This is a genomic window from Photorhabdus cinerea (assembly GCF_011189575.1).
Taxonomy (GTDB): Bacteria; Pseudomonadota; Gammaproteobacteria; order Enterobacterales; family Enterobacteriaceae; genus Photorhabdus; species Photorhabdus cinerea.
Map to the genome: position 1 here is coordinate 36744 of NZ_PUJW01000017.1, position 22286 is coordinate 59029.

Genomic DNA, 22286 nt, shown 5'->3' on the forward strand with positions numbered 1-22286 from the left:
TATTTACTCCCCAGTACGCCACTGTTTATTCACTAAAATGGTGGAGAAATAAGGTAATTTCTGATCGGTATCCACCTGATCCAAACGGCGCCAGCATTGTTCACTTGGCAATGTAGCATCCGCCATCAACAGGGCATGTTCAAATAAATTCAGGCGTGCCAACAACGAACTCACGGCGGTAAAACGGCCATAAACTTTCATCAGCACCACACAATCATGGTTTTGCAGTGCCTGTTCCAACTCGGCTTCCGGCGCAGTACAGGACATTACCGCCATTGATTGCTGTTCCATTGCCAGCGGTAATACAGTACGCGCTGCAATCGCAGCAAAAGAGGTGATACCTGGGATAATTTCCAACCACTCTTGCCGACCAATACGCGCCAATAAAAAGACCCAGGTACTGAACAGCATGGCATCACCAAGCGTGATAAATCCCACCTGCCGCCCTTCCATCACTTCATCTTTCAGTTGTTGCGCCACTTCATCCCATACAGCTTGTTTTTCTTCGTCGTTACTGCTCATCGGGAAGTGACAAGTACGAATTTCAGTGTGTGGTGATAGGTATTCGCGCACAATGGAAAGTGCCAGACTGTCACCCCTTTTACGCCCGGCAGGTGCATAAAGCACATCAAGGCGGGAAAGTATCCGGGCAGCCCGAACAGTAATCAAATCACTGGCGCCAGGGCCAACCCCCATAGCATAAAGTCTTCCATCCATCACACCACCTCCTGTTGATCTGCCTGTAACGCATCCGCCAAGTGTTGAACGAACATCTGGCGAATCAACGGATTTTCACCTAACCCCTGTAACCAGGATTGGGTTTTGATCCCAACCGCTTCCAATTGAGAACGCCACGAATCCGGCTCATCCGATGCCATATCGTTAATCGCATGATCACCGGCCACCAGCATTAATGGCATCAAATGTACCTTACGCACGGCCTGCCGCCGCAAACGGATGATGATATTATCGATTTCCGGGTAGCTTTCCACCGCACCAACTAATGCCGGGAAATTATGTGAACTCATCAGGTGATCAAGACATGCATAGGCAGAAAAAGCATGATGGGTTGCACCATGCCCCATAAACACTACACGCTCATCCGCCGCCAACGGGGGCATCTGACTTTTCAGGGCAACAAGCAGTTGTTGATAATCAGCAAAGCTGTTAAGTAACGGCGTACCAACAACTAAACGTTGAACATATTCACTAAAGGTACGTACTTCACTGACGATTTTTTCATATTCGTCGCCGTTGATAACATGAAGGGACTGAATAGCGACATCCTGATAACCTTCATTGACTAAACGCGCCAGCGCCTGACGTGGGTTATCTACCTGTAAACCATCACGCTTTTGCAATTTACGAATGATCATTTCAGAGGTGAATGCACGATACAGATCACGATCACGGTAAGCCGCTGCCAGTTGTTGTTCACAAGCCTCAATATTCTTCTGCCGGGTTTGCTGATAGCTAGTTCCAAAACTGATAATTAATAGTGCTTTTTTCATTTTATTGCCCTCATTATTCCTGCCAATTGGTCAGGTGTTGGACAAACTCATCCAATGAGCTAACCCGCTCTCCTTCATCGTAAGATAAAGACGAAGCAGGACGGCATACCACAATGCAGGGGATATTAAGTGCCAGGCAAGGCGCTACTTTCTGCTGATATCCCCCTTCTGCACCGGATTCTTTGGTGATTACCACATCAGGATGGCAAAGTTCATACAATGCATGATTAAATTCAGCCGTGAATGGCCCACGCAACGCGATAATGTGATCGACCCCCAATCCTAACATTTCACACTGAATTAACACCTCGGCGGTCGGTAGTACCCGTACTAACAAGGTTTTTCCCGGTAGTAAGCGCTGATATAGCGCCAGTTGCTTGCTGCCGGTGGTTAGCAAGATTCGTTGCCCTAATGTCTGTGTAACGTCGCAAGCCGCCTCCACACTATCGACTTTGTGCAACAACGGGTGATGCAGTAAATCAATCTCACTGGGGCGCTGATAACGGGTGAGCCGCAATGATAAACAGCGACAGGCGGTAATCACGTTTTGACTCAGCGCATCCGCATAAGGATGAGAGGCATCAATCACCCAGCGCACTTTGTGCTGGTCAAAGTAATGTACCATTGCCTCAATATCCATTCGCCCCACCACCACCTCGCCACGAATATCTCCCGCGAGTTGTCTGCCAGCATCAGTAGCAACAGAAAGACGGTAACGCACGCCTGCCGAGTCTAATGCCCGACAGAGTAGTCGGGCGTCACTGGTACCACCAAAAACATGGACTGCCGGAGGATTCATAATTCATACCCTCGTGGTGTGATCATCAGTCCATCACGGCAATAAGTCGTTTGATTGCCAACGATGACCAGACTGGTCATATCTACTGGCGAAAAATCCATCTCGCCAAATGTGGTGATCCATTTATCCTGTTTTTTACGTGCGGCAGCCTTCACCACCCCCACTGGCGTCTGTGCCGCTTTCCACGGACGCATAAGTTCAAATGCTTTGGCAAGATGCCCTTCACGGCCACGGCTGCGTGGGTTATAGAAACAAATAACAAAATCGGCTTGCGCGGCAGCAATAATCCGTTTCTCAATCATCGGCCACGGCGTAAGCAGATCACTTAAACTGATATGACAAAAATCATGCATCAACGGTGCACCTAACAACGATGCCGCGGCAATACTGGCGGTAATCCCTGCTACTAACTTAATTTCAAGATCGTATTGTTGCTGGCAAACCAACTCCAGCACTAAGCCAGCCATACCATAGATCCCCGCATCCCCACTGCTGATCAAAGCCACCTTGCGACCGGATAAAGCCAGATCAATCGCGGTCTGGCAGCGTTCAATCTCCTTACACATACCGGTCTTAATCACTTCTTTATCCATAGTCAGATGTTTGACCAAATGGGTGTAGGTTTTATAGCCGACAATAATTTCAGCTTCACGGATCGCTGCAATGGCTTCCTGTGTCATCATGGATTCATTGCCTGGTCCAATACCGATTACGGTTAACATGATTGTGATACCCCTAAAGTGATAGTGACGCCCTGCTCACGCAGGGTCCGACCAACCAGTTTTCCTTCACTCATCAACCAAGCGACAGGTTGTGAAACACTGCCAACTCCCACCGTCTGGCGTACAAAATCGGAAGCGGGAAAACGCTGTTCATGGCGACTTAGCTCATTAACACTGAACAACTCAAACGGTACACGCCAACGCTGTGCAAGCTGATTCAGCGCCGGTTCATCTTTTTTAATGACAACACTACCGATGGCGCGAAGGGCCATCAGGTCAAAATGATTTTCTGCCATCTGCTTCCGCAATAGCTCAACCAGTGTTTGCAATGGTGTATCCCGGCGACAACCGATCCCAGCCACAACACGTTTCGGCACCAGTTTATAAACTGGCAGAAACAGCCCCGGCAGTGAATCTCGCAATGTGATACACACCAATGCATCCAATTCCGGCAACATATCCAAACAAGCTACCGGGACAAAACCACGGGTATCACAGTGTTCACGTTCGCTAAGTAGTGGCTCATCCCACCACAACCCCACTTTCTGACCACTGACCAGCATTTGGTTTATCACCTTCACCACGTGGCGAAAATCCTGCATATCGGCATCTAACTGAGTAGCAAGGGTATCCAGCGCCGCCATCCCGTTAACATCAGTGGCAGTTGTAATCACCGGATCGGCCCCAAGCAGTTCTGCCAGAGAGTAAGTCAATGCATTTGCTCCACCCACATGACCGGATAGCAGGCTAATGACATGCTGACCTCGTTCATCAATCACCACCACGGCGGGATCATGCATTTTGTCGTTTATCAGCGGCGCAATCATACGTACCGTGATCCCAAGAGCCGCAACGACCACCAGCGCCGAATAGCTTTTAAATGCCTCGCGTAAGGTATCTCCAAAACTGCCATTGAAAGGAGTAAACCCCGGTTCCAGCAGCTTTTCACTGGTAAAACAGGTCAGAGGAAGATGCGTTTTCAACCGACGTACCAGTCTGACCCCGCCCGGTGTCAAACAGAACACCGCAATCGACTCATGCCCGGCGATATTCATGGCTAAACCCCGCATCGTAGAGTCTGGAATTGTGATATTCCTCTCCCAGGAAAGCCCCGACCAGAATCAAAGCCGTTTTACGGATACCCGCTTCGCGTACTTTTTCGGCGATATCTGCTAATGTGCCGCGCACAGTACGGCTTTCAGCCCAAGTCGCTTTGTATATCACCGCAACTGGCGTTGTGACCGGGTAACCACCAGCCTGAAGACGCGCAACCACATGTCCCATCTTCTGTACTGAAAGATAAATCGCCATTGAAGTTTGATGGGCTGCTAAGGATTCCAACTGTTCGAGCGGTGGCACCGGTGTTCGCCCCTCAATCCGGGTAATGATCAGGCTTTGCGACACTTCCGGTACCGTGTATTCCACCCCTAACTGCGCTGCCGCACCAAGAAAAGCACTGACGCCCGGCACCGAGTCAAAACCAATACCGACATCGGTTAAAGCTTCTCCTTGCTCGCGAATGGAGCCGTACAACGAGAGATCGCCAGTTTGCAGCCGAACCACCAATTTACCCGCATGGACGCCTTCAACCATCAGTGCAACAATCTGCTCTAGTGTCAGACCGGCGCTGTCATGGCATTCAGCCTCTGGCGGACAATAATCCAGCAATTCGGTATTAATCAGCGAACCGGCATAAATCACCACCTGCGCCTGTTGCAGCAAACGGTAGCCTTTCAGGGTGATCAGTTCCTTGTCACCCGGTCCAGCCCCCACAAACCAAACTTTCCGGGGATCAAAATGCTCAGACATGGCACTCCTCCTTGTAACAGGAAATAAGATAAGTCGGATTATTCGGCTTGAAATAGTGGCCGCTGCCGAGTGATGCCAGAGTAGATGCCTGTAGCTGTATACATTCTAAATCGCTGACCTGACACATTCGCAAATGTGCCAGCGCATCATTCAGGTTATTCAGCAAAATAAAAGTCAGTACCAAACGGCCACCGGGGTACATGTGATCCAGCGCCCAGTCGATCAGTGCTGTCAATTGTCCACCACTACCACCGATAAATACCGCATCTGCCATAACATCCAATGCCAACGGCGCTTCTCCGGCAATGATTTCCACATTATGACAACCCAGCCGCTGACGATTCTCTCCAACCAAAGCCAATGCCGCCGGGTTACGCTCAATGGCAGTGACAGTCAGCGCCGGGAATCGCAACGCTGCCTCCAACGCCACACTGCCTGTACCTGCACCCACATCGATCAACTGCCTGGCATTAATTAACTCCAGCCGCTCCAGTGCTAATGCACGTACTGGCTCTTTAGTCATCGGCACTTTTTGGCCGCGTAAAAATTCATCATCTCTCATTTAGGATCACCACCACATTCATGTCATAGTCAGTTGTCACCGCTTCAGGCCGCAGGCGGTGAATACGCTCATTGGACAAAGAGAGGTTCTCACCAATAATCAATGTACGACTCAGGCCACGCTGAATAATGGCCTGCGCAATTGCCCACGGGCCTACGCGCCCATCAGTTACCATCCCTACTTTGTCGTGTTGCAGAAGCCAATCAAAATCTGGGGTACGCCCGTGACTGCTGGTCAGATAGATATCGTTCATATCCAATGCGGCTTTGGCACATAGATACTGAATTGAACTGATACCCGGAATAATGCGCAGATCATCTGCGGTAAAATATTCAGACAATAGTTTGCCGATGCCATACAACAACGGATCACCAGACGCTAATACCACAATATGACGAGTGCTGTTGTTCTGTAGCCAGACAATCAAGCTGGCAAGATCCGCATCCAATACGCGGGTTTCATGGGTTATGCCGCTAAATATCTCCAGATGTCGCCTGCCACCCACCAATACCTCCGCCTCAGTGATATAACGCTGTGCTTGCGGTACCAGATACGCAGTATCACCGGGACCAATACCGACTACGGTGATCATCTCATCTCCTCCAAAATGTCATTCAATGGACGGCTAGTACCTAATATTTGATTATCAAAGGAGAACATAATGGCATCACAACGCGGGGGATTAACGGCAAAACGCAACATCTCACTCATCCGTTCGCAAATACGTTCAGCAATGCGATCATAAACCGCTTGCAAACCCTGTTCTGCGATCAGTTCCATTGCGGCTTCTGTGGTATCGCAGCGATTAACCTCCAACAGAAGTGCCTGCGGTGCACCCATCAGTGCCAGATACGCGATCAACGTTTCTATGCGACCATCAGCAATATGACTGTGGGTATGAAAAATTCCTGCTGCCACTTTCACCAGCTTGCCGGGATGTCCCACTAACATGATATGGCGGAACCCAAGCCGCACCGCTTCCTGCAACATGTAACCAACGAAGTTACTCATGGTGACAACTAACTGACCATCAAGCCCCAGTTGTTCACGCACAAAACGCTCACCGTGATTGCCCGGAACCAGAATGACCTTCTCAGCACCCGCCGCACGTTTCATTTCCAACTCTAGTGCTAATGAACGTTTCCAACTCTCCTCCGACATGGGGGTAACGATACCAGTGGTACCAATGATGGAAATGCCACCCAGTATCCCCAATCGCCCGTTGTAAGTTTTCTTTGCCCGCTCTTCACCTTCTGGTGCGAAAATTTCTACTTCCGCACCCCGCGTAGGACCAATAGCCTCCCGAACCGCTGCCTCAATGGTTTGGCGCGGTGTACGGTTAATGGCGGCACTACCTATTGGCAGCCCAACACCTTTGCGAGTGACAGTGCCAACACCCTCTCCACCACGCAGATTGATCTCTCCATGGTCGCACAGGGTGACACGGGCAAAAATCAACATGCCGTGGGTCGCATCCACATCATCACCACCATCTTTACGAATAGCCGCGGTAGCCTGCTGACCCTCAATCAAGGGTTGTTCGACATTAAGACGCAGTGTCACACCAGAAGGCGTAACAATAGAAACATGGTCAATAATTTGCTGACGCAGCACCATCAATGCGGCCACCTTAGCGGCGGCAGTGGCACAAGAACCGGTGGTATAACCTTTACGATACTGTTTACCGTTATGCCAGATGCTATCCAATTGCATAGTGTCGCTCATTGTGCCTCCCGCAATCGATACAAAATGGCATTGATAATTGCCGCTGCGACGTTGCTACCTCCTTTACGGCCTGCCGCGGCGATACAAGGCAATTCACTTTGCATCAGCGCAGCTTTCGATTCCGCAGCACCAACAAACCCAACGGGAACCCCAATCACCGCTAAGGGTGAAGCTTGTCTTTCCAGTAAACGGAACAACGCTGTTGGCGCATTACCGAACACGAATATTTTGTCGCCTTCCTCATCTAGTGCGACATCCACCGCCGCCATCGAGCGGGTGATACCCTGCGCTTTCGCCATCGCCGCTACGCGTGGGTCACTGATATAACAACGGCTCTCACAACCCATCTGATGTAACAGTGTTTTGTTAATGCCGGACTGAGCCATCGTGGTATCGGTATACAAAATGCATCCCCGACGCAATGCTTCAGTAATGTGGGTCAGCACATCTGGCGAGAACCACAAAATATCCAGCCAATCAAAATCTGCGGTAGTGTGGATCACCCGTTTAATCACCGCTTCTTGCATCTCATCAACAAAACGATAATCAGGATGCTCACGGGCAATAATATCGCCAATGATTGCGAAGCTATTCTGTTCAATTTGCTGAGGTTTCTGGAGATAATTCATATCATTGCCCTTTTCTAAGCCATTCCGACCAACAGTAAGCGCAACAACGCAAACAACAGTAAGGCCAGTTGCGAAGCTACCATCATCAAGTGGATACTGAGCGGGATATCCGTCAGCGCGATTTTACGGCGTTCATCACCAATCCAGGGTTTATCTACCCGTTCACCAAAGTAATAATTCGGACCACCAAGACGGATACCCAACGCCCCCGCTACCGTAGCTTCAGGCCAGGCACAGTTGGGGCTAGCATGTTGATAACGATCGCGCCAACCAATACGCAGCGCCTGACGAAAATCAACCCGAATAAACCAAGCCGCTACACTCAGCAACAACCAACTCAACCGCGCCGGTAACCAGTTCGCCAGATCATCCATGCGAGCAGAAACATACCCAATGGCGCGGTATTCCGGCGTTTTGTATCCCACCATAGAATCTAGGGTATTAACCGCCTTGTAAGCCATTGCCAATGGCACACCGCCAATCATCAGGAAAAACAGTGGAGCAATAACACCGTCAACGCTGTTTTCCGCCACCGTCTCCACCGCCGCACGCGTAATTTGTGGTACATCCAATTGAGACGTATCCCGACCAACAATCCACGATAATTGTTGGCGACTTTCATCCAGTGAGCCATGTTGTAATACATCATGTACCGCCAGCGCAGCGTCACTCAGACAACGGCCCGCTAACAGGGTATAAATCATCCACACTTCAGCCAACCAGCCCACCCAAGGATGAATGTAGTTCATCAGCCACAAGCCTCCCCAACTCACCAACCCAGTCAGCCCGACAACCACTATCCACAACCCAGCGCCACCGACTTTCAGTGCACGTTCACTGTGACAACAGTGCCGGATAGCCCGTTGTACCAGTGAGATCAGTTTGCCAATCCACCGTACTGGATGAGGCCAATGCGGTGGATCACCTAACCAACTATCGAGCAGGAAAGCAGCAAACCAAGCGGCAAGTGTCATAACAGCCTCCTGGCAAGTGCCAACCAGCGATCCAGCAGACCGGGACGCTGAGCAAAATGGATATGAAGATAACTGGCCAGAGTTTGCTGTACCTGATATCCCCCAGCCCATTGCTGTATCACCATATCGTCACGCCATTTAGTACAGTCAAAAACCGAAGGTACCGAACTGATAAAATCGGAATAGTGGAATTCATGCCCTCGCAAAATCTCGCCTTTTTTGGCCAGTAAAGTGTCACAACGGGCTTGAGCCTGACAGTAACCAAAGCGCATTAGCCGTGTTCCCATCCGACTGTCTCCCGGCAGAATGCCAGTCATCTGGTGGCGTTTCCCCTCTCCGTCAGTCAATGACTCGCCAAGGTACATCAGACCACCACATTCAGCATAAAGCGGAACCTGCCGACAATGAGCATCCTGTAAAGCCTCCCGCATGGCACTATTGGCGGCCAGTTTAGCGGCATATATTTCAGGATAGCCTCCACCAAGATAAATCATCTGACAATCAGGCAAACGGCGATCATGCAGTGGACTAAAACGGTGAATCTGTACCCCCGCCTGCTCCAGCATTTCCAAATTATCTGGGTAATAAAAGTTAAAGGCTTCATCATCCGCTAATGCCAGCGTCAGACCATCAGCCAACGCGGGATCAGGCAATGGTGGGGCCTCACCTTCTGGTAAAGAGGGACAGTCACAAAGCGCTAACAGACGATCAAGGTTGATATAGGTTTCAACCTGTTGAGCCAACCGCTGCCAACGAGCATCATCGGCAACCTGCTCCTGAGCAGGAATAAGGCCAAGATGACGGGATGGCAACGATACATCCTTCATCACCGGCAAACGCCCCAGCACCGGCACACCACAATAATGTTCAATGGCATAACGGATCAGTTCGAAATGATTTTCAGAATTGACGCGATTAACAATGACTCCTGCGATCGTCAGAGAAGGATCGAAACGACAGAACCCTAAAACAGTTGCAGCTACAGAAGTGGATACGGCCTTACCATCTACCAGTAAAATCACCGGGCATCCCAACTGCTTAGCCATTGCAGCACTACTGCAATAATTGGGGTCAATACCGTAACCATCATACAGCCCCATCACACCTTCAATGACCGCCACATCAGCATGGCGCATATGCTGATTATAAAGGCCATTAAGAGTCGCTGTTGGCAGCATAAACGCATCAAGATTACGGGATGCCACACCGCATACGGTGCTGTGCCAGCCACTATCCAGATAATCTGGCCCTACTTTAAACGGCTGAACCGCCAACCCTCGCAGCATCAACGCGCGTAAAATGCCGAGGGTAACGGTAGTTTTACCACAACCACTGCCAGTACCCGCGATAACAAATGCTTTCCTGCCTGACCATTGCATAAAAAATTCCCGACATATCGATCGGAAAATGAGCGTCGATAAGACGTGCCAGCCTTGCGCACACCACTTGGATGACAACCCGCTTCCCACCGAAGGAGTTAATGTCTCATGCCTGTCAGATCGGTCTTCTGGCTTAGCGTCACCCTTCTCCGCAACCTTCCCAGTCGTTCCGACCAGTGGCATTAGCAGAGTCGTCAGCATCACAGCAGCGGGGGCTGCGGAGGATTTTCACCTCCTTCCCACACACCATTAGGTGCGATATTAACCCGACGGCGGTTTATTTATTTTTAACGTGGTCTACTCTTTAAGTTATTAAATTATTAAATTATTAAATAACTAATGATATATTCACTTTTACCATAATAACCTTATTAACCTCATTGAATTAAGATGTAAATCAAATATATATTTTTCACATCAAAAAAATGATGAATATTATTATTTTCGGCGATAAATTTATGTGTTTTATAGTAAAAATCATCACCAATCTGCTAACAAAGATAGTAACAACACAGCACCAGATTAAACGTTGATCATAATCAACTATCTATCCATATCACATAAGCTTATGGTGCTGTTTATCGTAAAATTGCTTTTTACATCACTGTATAACCAAATCACAATGAAAACTGCCGATATTATTAGATACCACGATTCTGCGTATGCTTGGTGCCTGTTTTTATTACTCCCCCAGTCAGAACAAGTCAATCTACTCATTCCTCAGAAGATCAACTCGGCCTCATGCCACTTGCTTTAGTTTATATTTTGGAACAAGAACATAAACCCGCAGCGCGTACATTACAGGAACAGCACCTGCTACTGTGGGCATACCGTTACCCGGAACTCGTTCAAACAACCAAACTAGAAAATGATTTTTATCCGATTTTAGCCACCATTGCGATTGACTATTTGAAAACTCTTCAAACTGAACTAAAACTAACCGTAGCAGAACTAGAATTATTCCACTAACACTTTTATTATTCCTCAATAAATGCTCCGGATGGAAAATTAAGTAATGACTAATAAACGCACCCCCATCCGGAGTTTAAATTCTATTTAATCAACTCATCATTTGTATCACTCATAATATCAGAAAAACCCTTATATTGATCGTTACAGCTCTATTGCAGTATATAAAACGGTTCAACTGATTTTTATGTTATTTATTATTGGCTATGGATAACAGTCATCCAATAGAATGATTTTATGCGCTAAAAAAACTGTCTATTAATTCATAAATTAGTAAACATTAAATACTCATATAGAGGATTTATTAAAGCTCTAAAATACTTAGCGATAATTTTTTCTTCATTGAATATCTGTTTCCATTATATGGAAAGATCAAAAATGTAAACAACATGAGGTAAAAATATGAGAAAAATCTTTTTAGCTACACTTATTACAGGGATTGTGTCAGCAAGTTGTTCCGCACAAGCGCTTCCCGAAAATAACAACGAGCATATTGCTGATCTGCAAGACAATACCAGCAACGAAGCTCCGCTATTAAAATCTACCGATCCGGGCGCTGAACGATTTAAGCATGTGGGTAAACTAAGCGGTCGCGGCCAGTGTACCGCAACACTTATTGCCGGTTCAGAAACCCCTGATGCCAATCAACAAGCACTTATTCTTTCCGCAGGCCATTGTTTTGATTCTTCATTAGATACTAATGAAGTAGTGATTGACCAACCTGTAGGCCCTGGTTGGACATACACACCAAATTACTTTATTGACTTAATTAATAAACACCAACCTGTTGATGTTGATAGGGTTTTATACGCAACAATGAAAGGCGGTGACCTTGCAGTTTTCAGACTTAAAGCAACTTATGGTGAGTTGGCAAATCGCGGAATACTGCCGGTGACGTTACAAAAAGATTATGAACCAGTAACAAGTCAGCCCATTGAACTTGCTCACATTCCGGTCAATGGTGTAGATGGTGATAAACGCTATCTACGCTATTCAGCTTGCGACATTACTGGAAAAGCCTCGCTTGTGTATGAAGGTATATGGGCTTGGTCTCCGGCCGTTTCTGTTAATTGCGCCGGTGTTGCGGGAGGAACTTCTGGTTCACCGGTTATATTGAAAGATCAATCTAGGATAATTGGTGTATTAAATACCACCGTCGACCGAAGTTACTCGGGTTGCGGTCTTAATCGGCCTTGTGAATTTATTATCGATCACAGTTTCTCTCGTACAGGTGCCAGTTACTATATTCCTGTTGATAAAATTGCACGTGCATTTACCCCTGATGGAAAACTGGATTTAAGTAAATTTGATGATGGAAAAGGGATCACTATTAACACTAACGGTCCGCTAATTACGAAAGGTACAGTTGACAACAAACCTGCCACCTGGAATTTACGTCTTGAGGAAAAGGGGTTTGATAAGATTCGCTATAAGGGAAGACTTGCGAGTAATGTTGATTGTTCAGATCCTAAAGGATACAGCAAACCTATTCCAGTCACTACACAACCGCTGGAAAAACTTACCGTTCCTGCCAATGAAGGGATTTATACCATGTGTGTTATTGGGCAACATTCTGCAAATAAACGCTGGCAGAGTACATCTAACGCATCAATAAAATTACGTGAAATTGACAATACTCCTCCATCAACAAAACCAGAGATAAGATTAATTTTTGAAGCAGATGACAGATGGGTTGTTAACCCTATTTTTAGTCCGTGGGAAATTGTTGATTTACGTATAAAATCAGGGCCAGTGAAATCTACAAAATGCGATGATCACACCGGTTACTCTATTTATAGAAGAATACCGATCTCTCTTATGAAGAAAGACGCCCCAGTACGTTTTTGTGTATATGGCTTAGATCAAGCGGGTAACAAAGGCCCAATATCTTTTAATGACTTTAACGACAAGAAATAAACCTTTCAAAATTGGCCAGTATTTGCTGGCCTTTTTTACATTTACTGATAAATATAAAACCAATTAAAACCTCTCAATTTTTTCAAGTTCAATATAATTAGCATCACCTCTAAAAATATTAAAACAACAAATATACACATGATACTCTTATCTAATTAATTAAATTATTTTAAAGTTAGACAAAACCTATTTGTTATTATTTACAGAACAACCAATCTGTAAAAGACACATTCATCAACATTTCATCAGGTTACATTCTGATATATATCAGAAAGTTAATTTTTCACAAAAATAACTCAACATATAGAAATATGAATTATACTTACGATATCAATAACGTTCGACAACACAATTAGCCTTAGCTGCTGAGACAAAAGAAAACGTTATCGAAAAGGAAGCAACATTAAAAATCTCAGAGGATAAAATTTCTAATCTATCAGCAACATATGCACTAGAAATTAAAAACTCGTCAGCGACAAAGAGTATTACTCTGGTTACGCAATCATCTAATTGCATGTATGATAGTGGAGACGAAAACATACGTTTAGAAGCAGGTCAAACCTATCTGGGAAATTTGCAGGATAATAATAACTTCATAGATGGATGTACAAATGAAACTAAAACTGTAGATTGGAATGTTAGTTATATTAATATTGCCAATACAGACTCAGAAAGCTGTACACTAACATTTCAGCATGGCCGTGGTCATGCAAATTCAGATGGATCTAACCCAGAATGGTATATATGTAAGCTATTTTGACTATTAACAGCGACGGGTTATTTTATGATCAATGATTGTTCAAAATTAAATCACTCACGATACTATCCCTCATAATCGTCATTTTGGTCATTTATTAATACATGGATACAACCGATTTTTACCATTTTTATTTCCATTTAATGCCCCGGCATACTGCTTCGACATAAGTTACTGCTAGTTTATGGATTCTGTAAAACCTTGGTTTAGTGGAAACGGTGGCGTTGGCTAAGAATGCGTTTCCAAAATCGGGGGGTGTTGTAAATGGGAATGTGGATGCCACGGGATATATTTCCGGTAAGGGTGTGTATGAAGCACCCGGTGTTCGGGTATATAGTTCGATAAATAAGCCATCCCCGGGAGAACTCGGCGCATATACCACAGGTGAGTGCAATGGGCGATTTCAACTCAAGGGCAGTGGTCTTTTGTCGATAGATGCAGATAATGCAAGATTCAATGGACATGTGTTAGCGTGGCTGGATGAAGTTGACAGAAATTATCAACCTCGTGGTAATTACCAGCCAGCCGGGAACTATGCTCCTATGGGTCAGTCATATACTAAACCTGAGTCTGATTCCCGATATGGCAGCAAAAATACTGCTTTAAAATCTACAAATGGTTGGTGGAAATGTGGAGATACCGGGATGATTTATCAATGGGCGAACCACCTTTGGTATGCTGGTCAATCACTGAATTTTAATTTTCCAATCTCATTTCCAAATGCTGTTTTCGGGATTGTGTTATCAGATAATATAGGATATCAACCTATGGGCACTACTAATAGAAGCAGAACAGGATTTACACTAACGGGTAATCAGAGTGTACTATCGTTTTATTATCTGGCTGTGGGGTATTGATTATGTATTATTACAGTGCAACAACTAATGCATTTTATCCGGTCGAATGGAAACAGGATTATATCAATGCCGGTTCATTTCCAAACGATGCAGTGGAAGTCGATGAAGTTATCTTCATTGAGTTTGCCGGCAGTATTCCTCCAGAAGGTAAATATCGTATAGCGGGTAAAAATGGTTTACCAGAATGGGCGGACATTCCTCCACCCACAAAAGAAGAATTGCAGCAACAGGCTAAATCTCGAAAACAACAATTAATAGCTGAAGCAACAAATCAAATTGTACCATTACAAGATGCTATTGATCTAAATATGGCAAATAATGAGGAAAAAGAGCAGTTAATAGCTTGGAAAAAATACCAAATATCACTGAGCCGTATCGATGTTACATCAGCACCAGATATTGACTGGCCTGAAAAACCACAATCTCCCACTGACAGAAGATAAATTTTACCATAGTTGGTGGAAGTTAGCTTTAATAGGTTGTATGAAAAATGCAAGCATTTATCTTTGAGTTTTAAATTGGCAGTAATATTGAATTTATATATATGTTCACTTATTTGTGAATTTCTAGACCTCAACTGACAGTTTTATGTATATTTAACAGATGTTAGTTGAGGTCAAGATGAACAAGAAAGAAGAACAGGAAGTTAGACGAAAGCTTAAAATATTGGCTCATGCTGAAGAAGGTAATAACGTCAGTAGAACTTACCGTTATTGGGGAAATCCCTGGATACTTTTTACCGTGGGTTTAGCGGAAACGGTGGCATTGGCGAAAAGTGCCGTGCCGAGTAGTCGGAAAATTAATGGCAAGACGTTGAGTGGGGATGTTAGTTTAAGTGCCGAGAATGTAGGGGTGTATCCAAAATCAGGTGGTGTTGTAAACGGGAATGTGGATGCCACTGGATATATTTCCGGTAAGGGAGTGTATGAAGCATCCAGTATTCGGGTATATAGTTCGATAAATAAGCCGCCAACGGGAGAACTTGGCGCATATTAAGCAGCGCCTCGTTGACTGGATAATGTATGCTTATTAAGTTGAATCAGTAGACATATCAACTGCTCCTGATATTGAGTGGCTAGAGCGACCAATAAATCAAATTTGTGGCTGTTCTAGATGAACTTAGTTATCTAGGATAAGCCCCGAGTCTGTACATTATTCTGTGTAATTGCCACCTGATTATAAGTGACCGTCCAGACTCACCGAACTAGTGAGAATACGGGAAAACTGATTAAGATCGGCTTCAGTTTTGAGGTCCTTAGCCAATTCGGCTGCGAGTGCCTTAATTTTCTTTTCGTCCATAATTCGCCTGTCTCCGTTGTCCGAAGAAATATATCAAAGACAGGCAATTACACAATTTAAATTACAGGTTCATAGCTCATTAATCCTTATTAAAGGGGAGTTTTCTTTCTATTCGTTTATTAAAAATAAAGTCAATAATCTGATTTTTAACTCGATGTATTTCACGTAACACTTTATTGTTATAATTTTCTTTAGGCGTGATAACTCTATGGACTCTTTCATTTTCTAAAGAACTTGGGAAATTATTATGACTCTTATTTAAAGTAAAATCCTGCATACATAGTGCTGGTATTAACTGACAGACAATGTAATTTTTGTCTAAAATAAAATTATCAAATATTTCACAATCAACTGGTTCTCTTAATGGAGTGTTAGCTATTTTATTAAATAGAAAATTAGCTCCTTTATTTGTAATAATGTACCCACCAGCACCTAAATGTTCGTTCTTTAATCTAAAAATATTCTCATTTTTTTTAAGTTTTTTCACTGGAAAAACAGAGGTTTTTACTTTCTCATCTGCTCGTTCAATTTTTATAATATCAATGTTGTTATCTACCCAACTATAATCAGTTAGATATAATTCTGACTCCTTGGATAGATATATATCATCCTCAAAAATACCGGCTACAGGAATGTTCTCGTCAATAATTTTCTTCCACAAGGTAATATGACTTAAAAAACATCCTTTTTCTCCCATTGATAAATTTGGGTTGTCAAAAGTTATGCCTAATTCATTTGCAATATTGATTCTGCTCTTATCAATAGCATCAAAAAATTCAAATTCTATATTATTCCTTTCGAACTGTTCAGTTATATGTTCTCTTCTTTTTTCATTATTATTCAGTAAGCTAATTATAAAGTTTTTCATAGTGTCTTCCAGTGTTTTATAGCGAACATTAAGAGGATAATTATGGCTATTAATCCAACAATTACAACCCATTCTCCACACTTACGCTTTTAGTTTAGGTGGGGGAGGTAGACAACCGGATGGGATATTGCTTGCAATATTCCTGCTGGCTCCCTTGTCAACTCCGCCATATTTAACTATATTCATTACATATGTGGTATGACCATCTCCATTCCCTGTATGGAAATTTTTTATCATAATATTCATTGCCGATCTACCCTTATCTTTGTTATACATTAATTATCCAGCAACTAAAGTCAATACAGACCATTTGTATTTTTCGTAGTATAAAGTTCATTTGGGAATTTTATCTTCCGGTAATGAGCTATATTTCATGGTCTTATTACTAAAGTTCAGAACATCATCTTGATTTTCACATATTTCATTAGACAGCATTTTACAATTTCTAGATATTGTAGGCTCCTCAATTCCTGTCCATTCAGAAAATAGAGTTAAGAAGCTCATTGAATTTCGTTGAGTGTTAATAATTTGCCGTGATGTATCATCGTAAGATGTAATGAACATTGGAACCTGATAATTTTGCTTATATTTATCATTATGAGCAAGCTTCATCTTCTTAGTATCTTTTTCAAAGAAAGAAACTCCATGATCAGCAAAATACATCAAGGACCAATTCTTCTCATTTTTCTGTACTTCATCAGTAATTATTGACAACAAGTCATCAGTGTTTTTAATACTCTGTATATAACAAGAAACCTGCTCCGATTTGAAAAATACTTTGTATTCATAATTTGTTCTGATACAAGCTGGGGAATGTGATCCCATCAAATGGATAACAATTAGCTTTTTCTCTTTCTTATCTTCTAAGGCTTTTTTCACAATTGGTATTATATTTGTATCAGGAATATTTCTATTGAGACCAGAACTGGATTCACCTTTTTTAATAAATAATGGAGAATCAGCCCTCGCTCCCATACTGGCAACCGGGGTATCAAATAACCCTATAGAACCTTGATTTGATATCCAGTAGGTATAAAAACCAGCTTTTTTTGCTAATGTAACAATATTATTGCTTAAAATATCTTTGCCATTTTTAACCATTGCTAGAGAGTTTGCCAATGATATCTGGGTTGATGGACCTGCTGAGATATAATTTGTAAAAAGTATCCCATTGGCAATGCTCATAAAAGGTGTATTGTGTATTGGGAACCCATATGCATTCATAAAGTCTCTACGTACACTTTCCCCAATAACAACAATGTAAGTACTATATTTTGGCTTTGCTGATACTGTTCCCCATGTATCCTGTTCACTTAATATTTCCTGCATTTTTCTATGTTCCCTTTTTACCCTTATAAAGTTGGTAGTAACATCTTTAACTACTCTAATTTCAGGAAGTCCAGAATCGAGGATAGTAAATTCTTTGCCTTGTATAAAGGTTTTTAAAGGGTGGTGTATTGTCGTGATTAATGCAAAGGAAAACAGAAAGATATTGATTTTTTTATATAAATTAATTCTCACTTTCAGAGATAACAAACAAAATATTAGAATAAGAGTGCTAAAAAGATAATGTTCAACTGGAATAGAAGAGATAAATTCACTGGCTTCTTGCTCGTTTGTATAGAATAACGAAAGAATTGAATTGAAGCTTGGTGATCCATATGTAAGCCCAATAGGGGCATAAATGAGAGTTACTATACCAAGAACGATAAGAAGAGCTCTATAAAATATAGTGACCTTGTTTAGCAATAGAAAAATGAAGAATATAGCAAGTACATACCCTATTTTTAAACGATAACCCAAAGCTATATGAGCTAAAAGGCAAAAGATAAAGAGTGCTGTAACTGGTAACTGCTTGATTAGATGGTTTTTCGTAATTTTCATATTTATATATCAACAAGATATCATGTAGTAGTGGAAAGTAGTTTAACTTTCAAAAAACAAGAAAAACTGAGATTCCATTTCTTCATTCAGCTAAATTTTTACCAATACTATACTTCTTATTTTTCGTCATGTGAATAAGAATAATCTGGTATCTTTTTAAACCTGAATACTTCTAATAATATAAAAGAGCTTCAATACACTGTTCTATTAACTGCTGAAAAGAAAATTAGGAGAGGATGAATTAATAAACGTTTTGTTTACTATACCATGTACTTTTATCATGTTTTTTCGTAACTAATACTTAATTACTAAGGGACATTTAAAACTTTCCTGTTTACATTACATTACCTTACTGAGATATTAGACTGTTCTAAATGTTGTAACAAAAGGATACACCATATAGTACTAGTACTAAAAAGGAACTTGACCAGCTCTTAAATTTTTGTTTTTATAAAATCAAAATAATTTCTACTACTGTACGACTTCCTATTGATAATAATATATGAAAAAAATCCATATAATCAGTGCATTACTGCCAATTTCATTCTGTGTATTTTGCTTCTTAACTTATATAACTTTAGATTGTCATCATGTAGAAATAACTTATGCACTTACCACGTTCCCCGCCTTTTTATTGAGTTCTTATTTTATTTCTCCTATGGGGCTGATGTATTTCTCTCTGAGCTTTAATTCTATCTTAATATCCTTCATATCGGGAATTATTCCGACATAAATCAACGTTAGGTGTAATCTAATGAAAAATATTTCACGCTCTACTTTAAACGATATCATTGAATGGGATATTAGCAGTTGGTCTAAATGCTTGTGCTTTTGGCTTTCAAAAGGAAAAATTGACTTAGAAAATTCTAAGGTTTTAGAAATTGGCAGCCGAAATGGTGGATTATCATTATGGGCCGCACTCAATGGAGCGAAAGTAATTTGCTCAGATCTTGGCGGCCCAAATAAAAAAGCCTACCAAAAACACAAAAACCACAATCTTAGTGATTCCATTACATATAAAGATATCAATGCGCTAGACATACCATATGAAAATGAATTAGATATTGTGCTTTCTAAATCAGTTATCGGAGGTATAGGACGTAATAATAATATTGAAAATCAGAAAATTGCCATATCAGAAGTATACAAATCCTTAAGAAAAGGAGGAGAATATTGGTTTACTGAAAATCTCTTGGCATCTCCTGCACATAAGATATTAAGATCTAAGTTCATCCAATGGGGAGATGAATGGAGGTATGTAACAATAGACGATATGAATGAATTTTTACATCAATTCTCAAGTGTTGAATATATCACTACAGGATTTATTTCCTGTTTTGGAAGAACAGAAAAACAAAGAAAAATATTAAATTTTTTTGACCGATCTCTATTTTTAAAAATAGTTCCTAAAAAATGGAATTACATTATAATTGGCGTGGCCAAAAAATAGAATTCTTTACATATAAGCTCATAATCTGGAATGAGGGGAAATATCCCCTCATTTATTAGCATCTGGCACATGCTGTATAGTTTATGGTGAAAAAGGGAGATTACTACTGTATTATTGTAAATGATAATATTTGTTTACAGTTTAGTACTAATATCATCCCCTGTAAAGGCAAGAATAAAGTTCTCCACTCTTGAACATTCTATTTACTCTGTGAATTCATCATTGTAATTTTGTCATAAGAACTGCACCTTTATCAGTTGGATATTCCGCTTTCGGGGTGCAGTTCATATATGGCCCTGTTCTTATTTCGGCTGCTCCGGCCATTCAATATTGGGAGCTTGTGAAATGTCAACCCGGCTCAACATCACTCTGTATTTCTTCCATTCCAGCAGAGTGGCTTTTTCAGCTTCGGTGGCAATGTCTAAGTCAACGGTGTCTTGCAGTAATGCAACCGTTTCATTCGCATTCTGACTCAACGCGGTACGTTGTTGTTCTGCCTGTTCCATTTGACTGGCTTTTTGGGTTTTAATATCAGTTACCCATTTTTCACCATCCCATATATCAAAATCAGTGGCTGGTCGCTTGAAAGTCAATGTTTCTGGCAATTCACCCAGTTCAGTGATTTCACATTTTTGACGGGTTTGCGTGTCATAAGCCATTTTTCCACGGTAGTCAGGCACAATTTCCCAACAGCGTTTATCTTCACTGCGGCGAACGGCTACACCATGGGATTTCGGGAGTTCTGGCGCCTCTGGATAGGCCCCGGCTGACACACTGACACCCAGCATGAGATATTCAACATCAGCGTTGGTAAATTCTCTTGTCATTTGATTAGTGTGATAAACCTTTATCCAGCCTGCTTGAGTGGCTAATCCATCTTTACCTAATATGGCTGTTTCCGGTTCTAAAGAATATTTTTGTTCTGTCATTATGCTGCTCTCACTATGTAATTAAATGCGACATTGCGGGGTCTATTTTCGTTAGCTGTTGGGACGACACGTGATGCGTCAAATGTAAACGATACAGAGCCGCCCCCAGCGCCCTGCGCACGCCCACCCGGTCGATATGTGTAACTGAATACACCAGATGCACCGCCACCGCTTTCTGTTGTTGGATTACCAAAATCGCCGGTAATATTACGAATTGCGTCCCCCTGCCATGACCCGCATACACGCCCTGAATCAACACCGCGCCCATCGTCCCAACCACGGATAAATTCACCGCGTAAATCAGGTACTCTACCGGCAGGATAAGCTTCTGCTAACTTTGGGTATAAAGATTTATTAAACGTTTGACCATTGCACGTAAGGTAACCAGATGGGGAAGTGAGTTGCGGCCATGGAATGGGGGAGCCCACAGGGAAAGTATTAACAATACCGCCGCTTACATTCCCGTTGCTATTTAAAAAATATGAGAATAGATCTCCAGTCGGAGTAATGTATATTTGTCCGACATCACTACCCGCAATGCCGATATTGACTCCTTTAGCCCAACCCCCTTCATCTCTACAGCCAAATGGCCCCACATATGATCCGGTAGGAATAGTTGTAATTTTAGCAACAGAAGGAAATGCCCCCACATCCCCCGCATTCAAACTGACATCTTTACTCAACGCCTTGCCATTAATCTTCCGACTACTCGGCACCGAATTATTAGCCTTTTGAACAACAATATCGCTCGTATAAACACATTCTCCCCCCAGTCTATCTCCATTATTATTTGAAAATTGTGCAAATAGTCGCCCACTAGAGTCAACCCAGATCTGTCCGTAGTCGCTATCACCAACGCTAACTCCTTTTGCATAATTGACAGATGCTCCACCACGGAACGGGCCGTTATATCCCAGCGTTGGTATTTCATCAATTGATCTCAGCCTGGGATATGCCCCCACATCCCCCGCACTTAAACTGATATCCCCACTCAACGCCTTACCGTTCACTTTCCGGCTGCTCGGCACCGCACCATCCGCCTTATTCACCGTTTCCACTAAACCAATGTTTCTTGTAATCCATTAATTCAACACCATTCTTGCCAAGGCAGCTTTTTAAAGCATTAAACGAAGCTAGATATGGTAAAAATCGAGTAGATTTACATGTCAACAAATAACCAAAATGAAGATTTAGCAAAAAATGCATTAACCATGAATAAATTACGAACAAGTTTTGGCTAATAAAT

At 42.7% G+C, this 22286-nt stretch carries 23 protein-coding genes and 1 riboswitch; of the genes, 6 read left to right on the top strand and 17 right to left on the bottom strand.

Annotated elements, in window-relative coordinates:
- Positions 1–3: 3 nt before the first annotated feature.
- From C5469_RS16045 to C5469_RS16100, 12 genes are read right to left on the bottom strand one after another with little or no spacing between them, the layout of a single operon-like run.
- Entirely contained in the window at positions 4–717 is a 714-nt protein-coding gene (locus C5469_RS16045; RefSeq protein WP_166308724.1) for a cobalt-factor II C(20)-methyltransferase, read from the bottom strand.
- Positions 717–1511 (bottom strand): sirohydrochlorin cobaltochelatase, encoded by a 795-nt coding sequence (gene cbiK, locus C5469_RS16050; protein ID WP_166308727.1) that lies wholly within the window; start codon positions 1509–1511, stop codon positions 717–719. Before cbiK ends, C5469_RS16045 begins: the two co-directional genes overlap by 1 nt.
- A 13-nt stretch (positions 1512–1524) precedes the next feature.
- Entirely contained in the window at positions 1525–2310 is a 786-nt protein-coding gene (locus C5469_RS16055; protein WP_166308730.1) for a cobalt-precorrin-6A reductase, read from the bottom strand.
- Positions 2307–3032 (bottom strand): precorrin-3B C(17)-methyltransferase, encoded by a 726-nt coding sequence (locus tag C5469_RS16060; protein ID WP_166308733.1) that lies wholly within the window; start codon positions 3030–3032, stop codon positions 2307–2309. The genes C5469_RS16055 and C5469_RS16060 overlap by 4 nt, the downstream gene beginning before the upstream one ends.
- On the bottom strand, positions 3026–4087 hold the full coding sequence (cbiG, locus tag C5469_RS16065; RefSeq protein WP_166308736.1) for a cobalt-precorrin 5A hydrolase: 1062 nt from the start codon (positions 4085–4087) through the stop codon (positions 3026–3028). Before cbiG ends, C5469_RS16060 begins: the two co-directional genes overlap by 7 nt.
- On the bottom strand, positions 4068–4841 hold the full coding sequence (locus tag C5469_RS16070; protein ID WP_166308739.1) for a cobalt-precorrin-4 methyltransferase: 774 nt from the start codon (positions 4839–4841) through the stop codon (positions 4068–4070). The genes cbiG and C5469_RS16070 overlap by 20 nt, the downstream gene beginning before the upstream one ends.
- On the bottom strand, positions 4834–5403 hold the full coding sequence (locus C5469_RS16075) for a decarboxylating cobalt-precorrin-6B (C(15))-methyltransferase (RefSeq protein ID WP_166308742.1): 570 nt from the start codon (positions 5401–5403) through the stop codon (positions 4834–4836). The genes C5469_RS16070 and C5469_RS16075 overlap by 8 nt, the downstream gene beginning before the upstream one ends.
- Positions 5393–5995, bottom strand: a complete 603-nt coding sequence (locus C5469_RS16080) for a cobalt-precorrin-7 (C(5))-methyltransferase (RefSeq protein WP_166308745.1) — start codon at positions 5993–5995, stop codon at positions 5393–5395. The genes C5469_RS16075 and C5469_RS16080 overlap by 11 nt, the downstream gene beginning before the upstream one ends.
- Positions 5992–7128, bottom strand: coding sequence for a cobalt-precorrin-5B (C(1))-methyltransferase CbiD (gene cbiD / locus C5469_RS16085; RefSeq protein ID WP_166308748.1), 1137 nt, complete (start codon positions 7126–7128; stop codon positions 5992–5994). Before cbiD ends, C5469_RS16080 begins: the two co-directional genes overlap by 4 nt.
- Entirely contained in the window at positions 7125–7757 is a 633-nt protein-coding gene (locus C5469_RS16090) for a cobalt-precorrin-8 methylmutase (protein ID WP_166308751.1), read from the bottom strand. The genes cbiD and C5469_RS16090 overlap by 4 nt, the downstream gene beginning before the upstream one ends.
- Before the next feature lie 14 nt (positions 7758–7771).
- A complete protein-coding gene (cbiB, locus tag C5469_RS16095) occupies positions 7772–8731 on the bottom strand; it encodes an adenosylcobinamide-phosphate synthase CbiB (protein ID WP_166308754.1) in 960 nt (319 codons plus the stop codon).
- Entirely contained in the window at positions 8728–10110 is a 1383-nt protein-coding gene (locus tag C5469_RS16100; RefSeq protein ID WP_166308757.1) for a cobyrinic acid a,c-diamide synthase CobB, read from the bottom strand. Before C5469_RS16100 ends, cbiB begins: the two co-directional genes overlap by 4 nt.
- A 101-nt stretch (positions 10111–10211) precedes the next feature.
- Positions 10212–10395, bottom strand: a riboswitch (cobalamin riboswitch).
- Positions 10396–10851: 456 nt separating this feature from the next.
- Between C5469_RS16100 and C5469_RS16105 the strand changes: the two genes are divergently transcribed.
- The 5 genes from C5469_RS16105 (at position 10852) to C5469_RS16125 (ending at position 15606) form a co-directional block, all read left to right on the top strand.
- Positions 10852–11079: a molecular chaperone TorD family protein gene (locus tag C5469_RS16105; protein WP_166308760.1), complete on the top strand. Its 228-nt coding sequence runs from the start codon at positions 10852–10854 to the stop codon at positions 11077–11079.
- Between the two features lie 402 nt (positions 11080–11481).
- Entirely contained in the window at positions 11482–12996 is a 1515-nt protein-coding gene (locus C5469_RS16110; RefSeq protein ID WP_166308763.1) for a trypsin-like serine peptidase, read from the top strand.
- A gap of 981 nt (positions 12997–13977) precedes the next feature.
- Positions 13978–14610, top strand: coding sequence for a gp53-like domain-containing protein (locus C5469_RS16115; protein ID WP_166308769.1), 633 nt, complete (start codon positions 13978–13980; stop codon positions 14608–14610).
- Positions 14611–14612: 2 nt separating this feature from the next.
- Positions 14613–15053: a tail fiber assembly protein gene (locus C5469_RS16120; protein ID WP_166308773.1), complete on the top strand. Its 441-nt coding sequence runs from the start codon at positions 14613–14615 to the stop codon at positions 15051–15053.
- 178 nt (positions 15054–15231) lie between these two features.
- Positions 15232–15606 (top strand): hypothetical protein, encoded by a 375-nt coding sequence (locus C5469_RS16125; RefSeq protein ID WP_166308776.1) that lies wholly within the window; start codon positions 15232–15234, stop codon positions 15604–15606.
- A 180-nt stretch (positions 15607–15786) separates the two neighbouring features.
- On the opposite strand, the gene C5469_RS24080 is transcribed toward C5469_RS16125, so the two are convergent.
- From C5469_RS24080 to C5469_RS16135, 3 genes are all read right to left on the bottom strand, one after another.
- The gene (locus tag C5469_RS24080; protein ID WP_278249769.1) at positions 15787–15909 is read right to left on the bottom strand and encodes a hypothetical protein; all 123 of its coding nucleotides are present in this window, start codon (positions 15907–15909) and stop codon (positions 15787–15789) included.
- A 79-nt stretch (positions 15910–15988) separates the two neighbouring features.
- Positions 15989–16777: a glycosyltransferase family 25 protein gene (locus C5469_RS16130; RefSeq protein WP_166308779.1), complete on the bottom strand. Its 789-nt coding sequence runs from the start codon at positions 16775–16777 to the stop codon at positions 15989–15991.
- 333 nt (positions 16778–17110) lie between these two features.
- Positions 17111–18661 (bottom strand): phosphoethanolamine transferase, encoded by a 1551-nt coding sequence (locus C5469_RS16135; protein ID WP_166308782.1) that lies wholly within the window; start codon positions 18659–18661, stop codon positions 17111–17113.
- Between the two features lie 754 nt (positions 18662–19415).
- Here C5469_RS16135 and C5469_RS16140 point away from each other — a divergent pair.
- Positions 19416–20111: a methyltransferase domain-containing protein gene (locus C5469_RS16140; protein ID WP_166308785.1), complete on the top strand. Its 696-nt coding sequence runs from the start codon at positions 19416–19418 to the stop codon at positions 20109–20111.
- A 302-nt stretch (positions 20112–20413) separates the two neighbouring features.
- Here the strand turns inward: C5469_RS16140 and C5469_RS16145 are convergent, their stop codons facing one another.
- Both C5469_RS16145 and C5469_RS16150 read right to left on the bottom strand, forming a co-directional pair.
- Positions 20414–21040 (bottom strand): tail fiber assembly protein, encoded by a 627-nt coding sequence (locus C5469_RS16145; RefSeq protein ID WP_166308788.1) that lies wholly within the window; start codon positions 21038–21040, stop codon positions 20414–20416.
- Positions 21040–22089, bottom strand: coding sequence for a phage tail protein (locus tag C5469_RS16150; RefSeq protein WP_339414562.1), 1050 nt, complete (start codon positions 22087–22089; stop codon positions 21040–21042). Before C5469_RS16150 ends, C5469_RS16145 begins: the two co-directional genes overlap by 1 nt.
- Positions 22090–22286 lie beyond the last annotated feature (197 nt).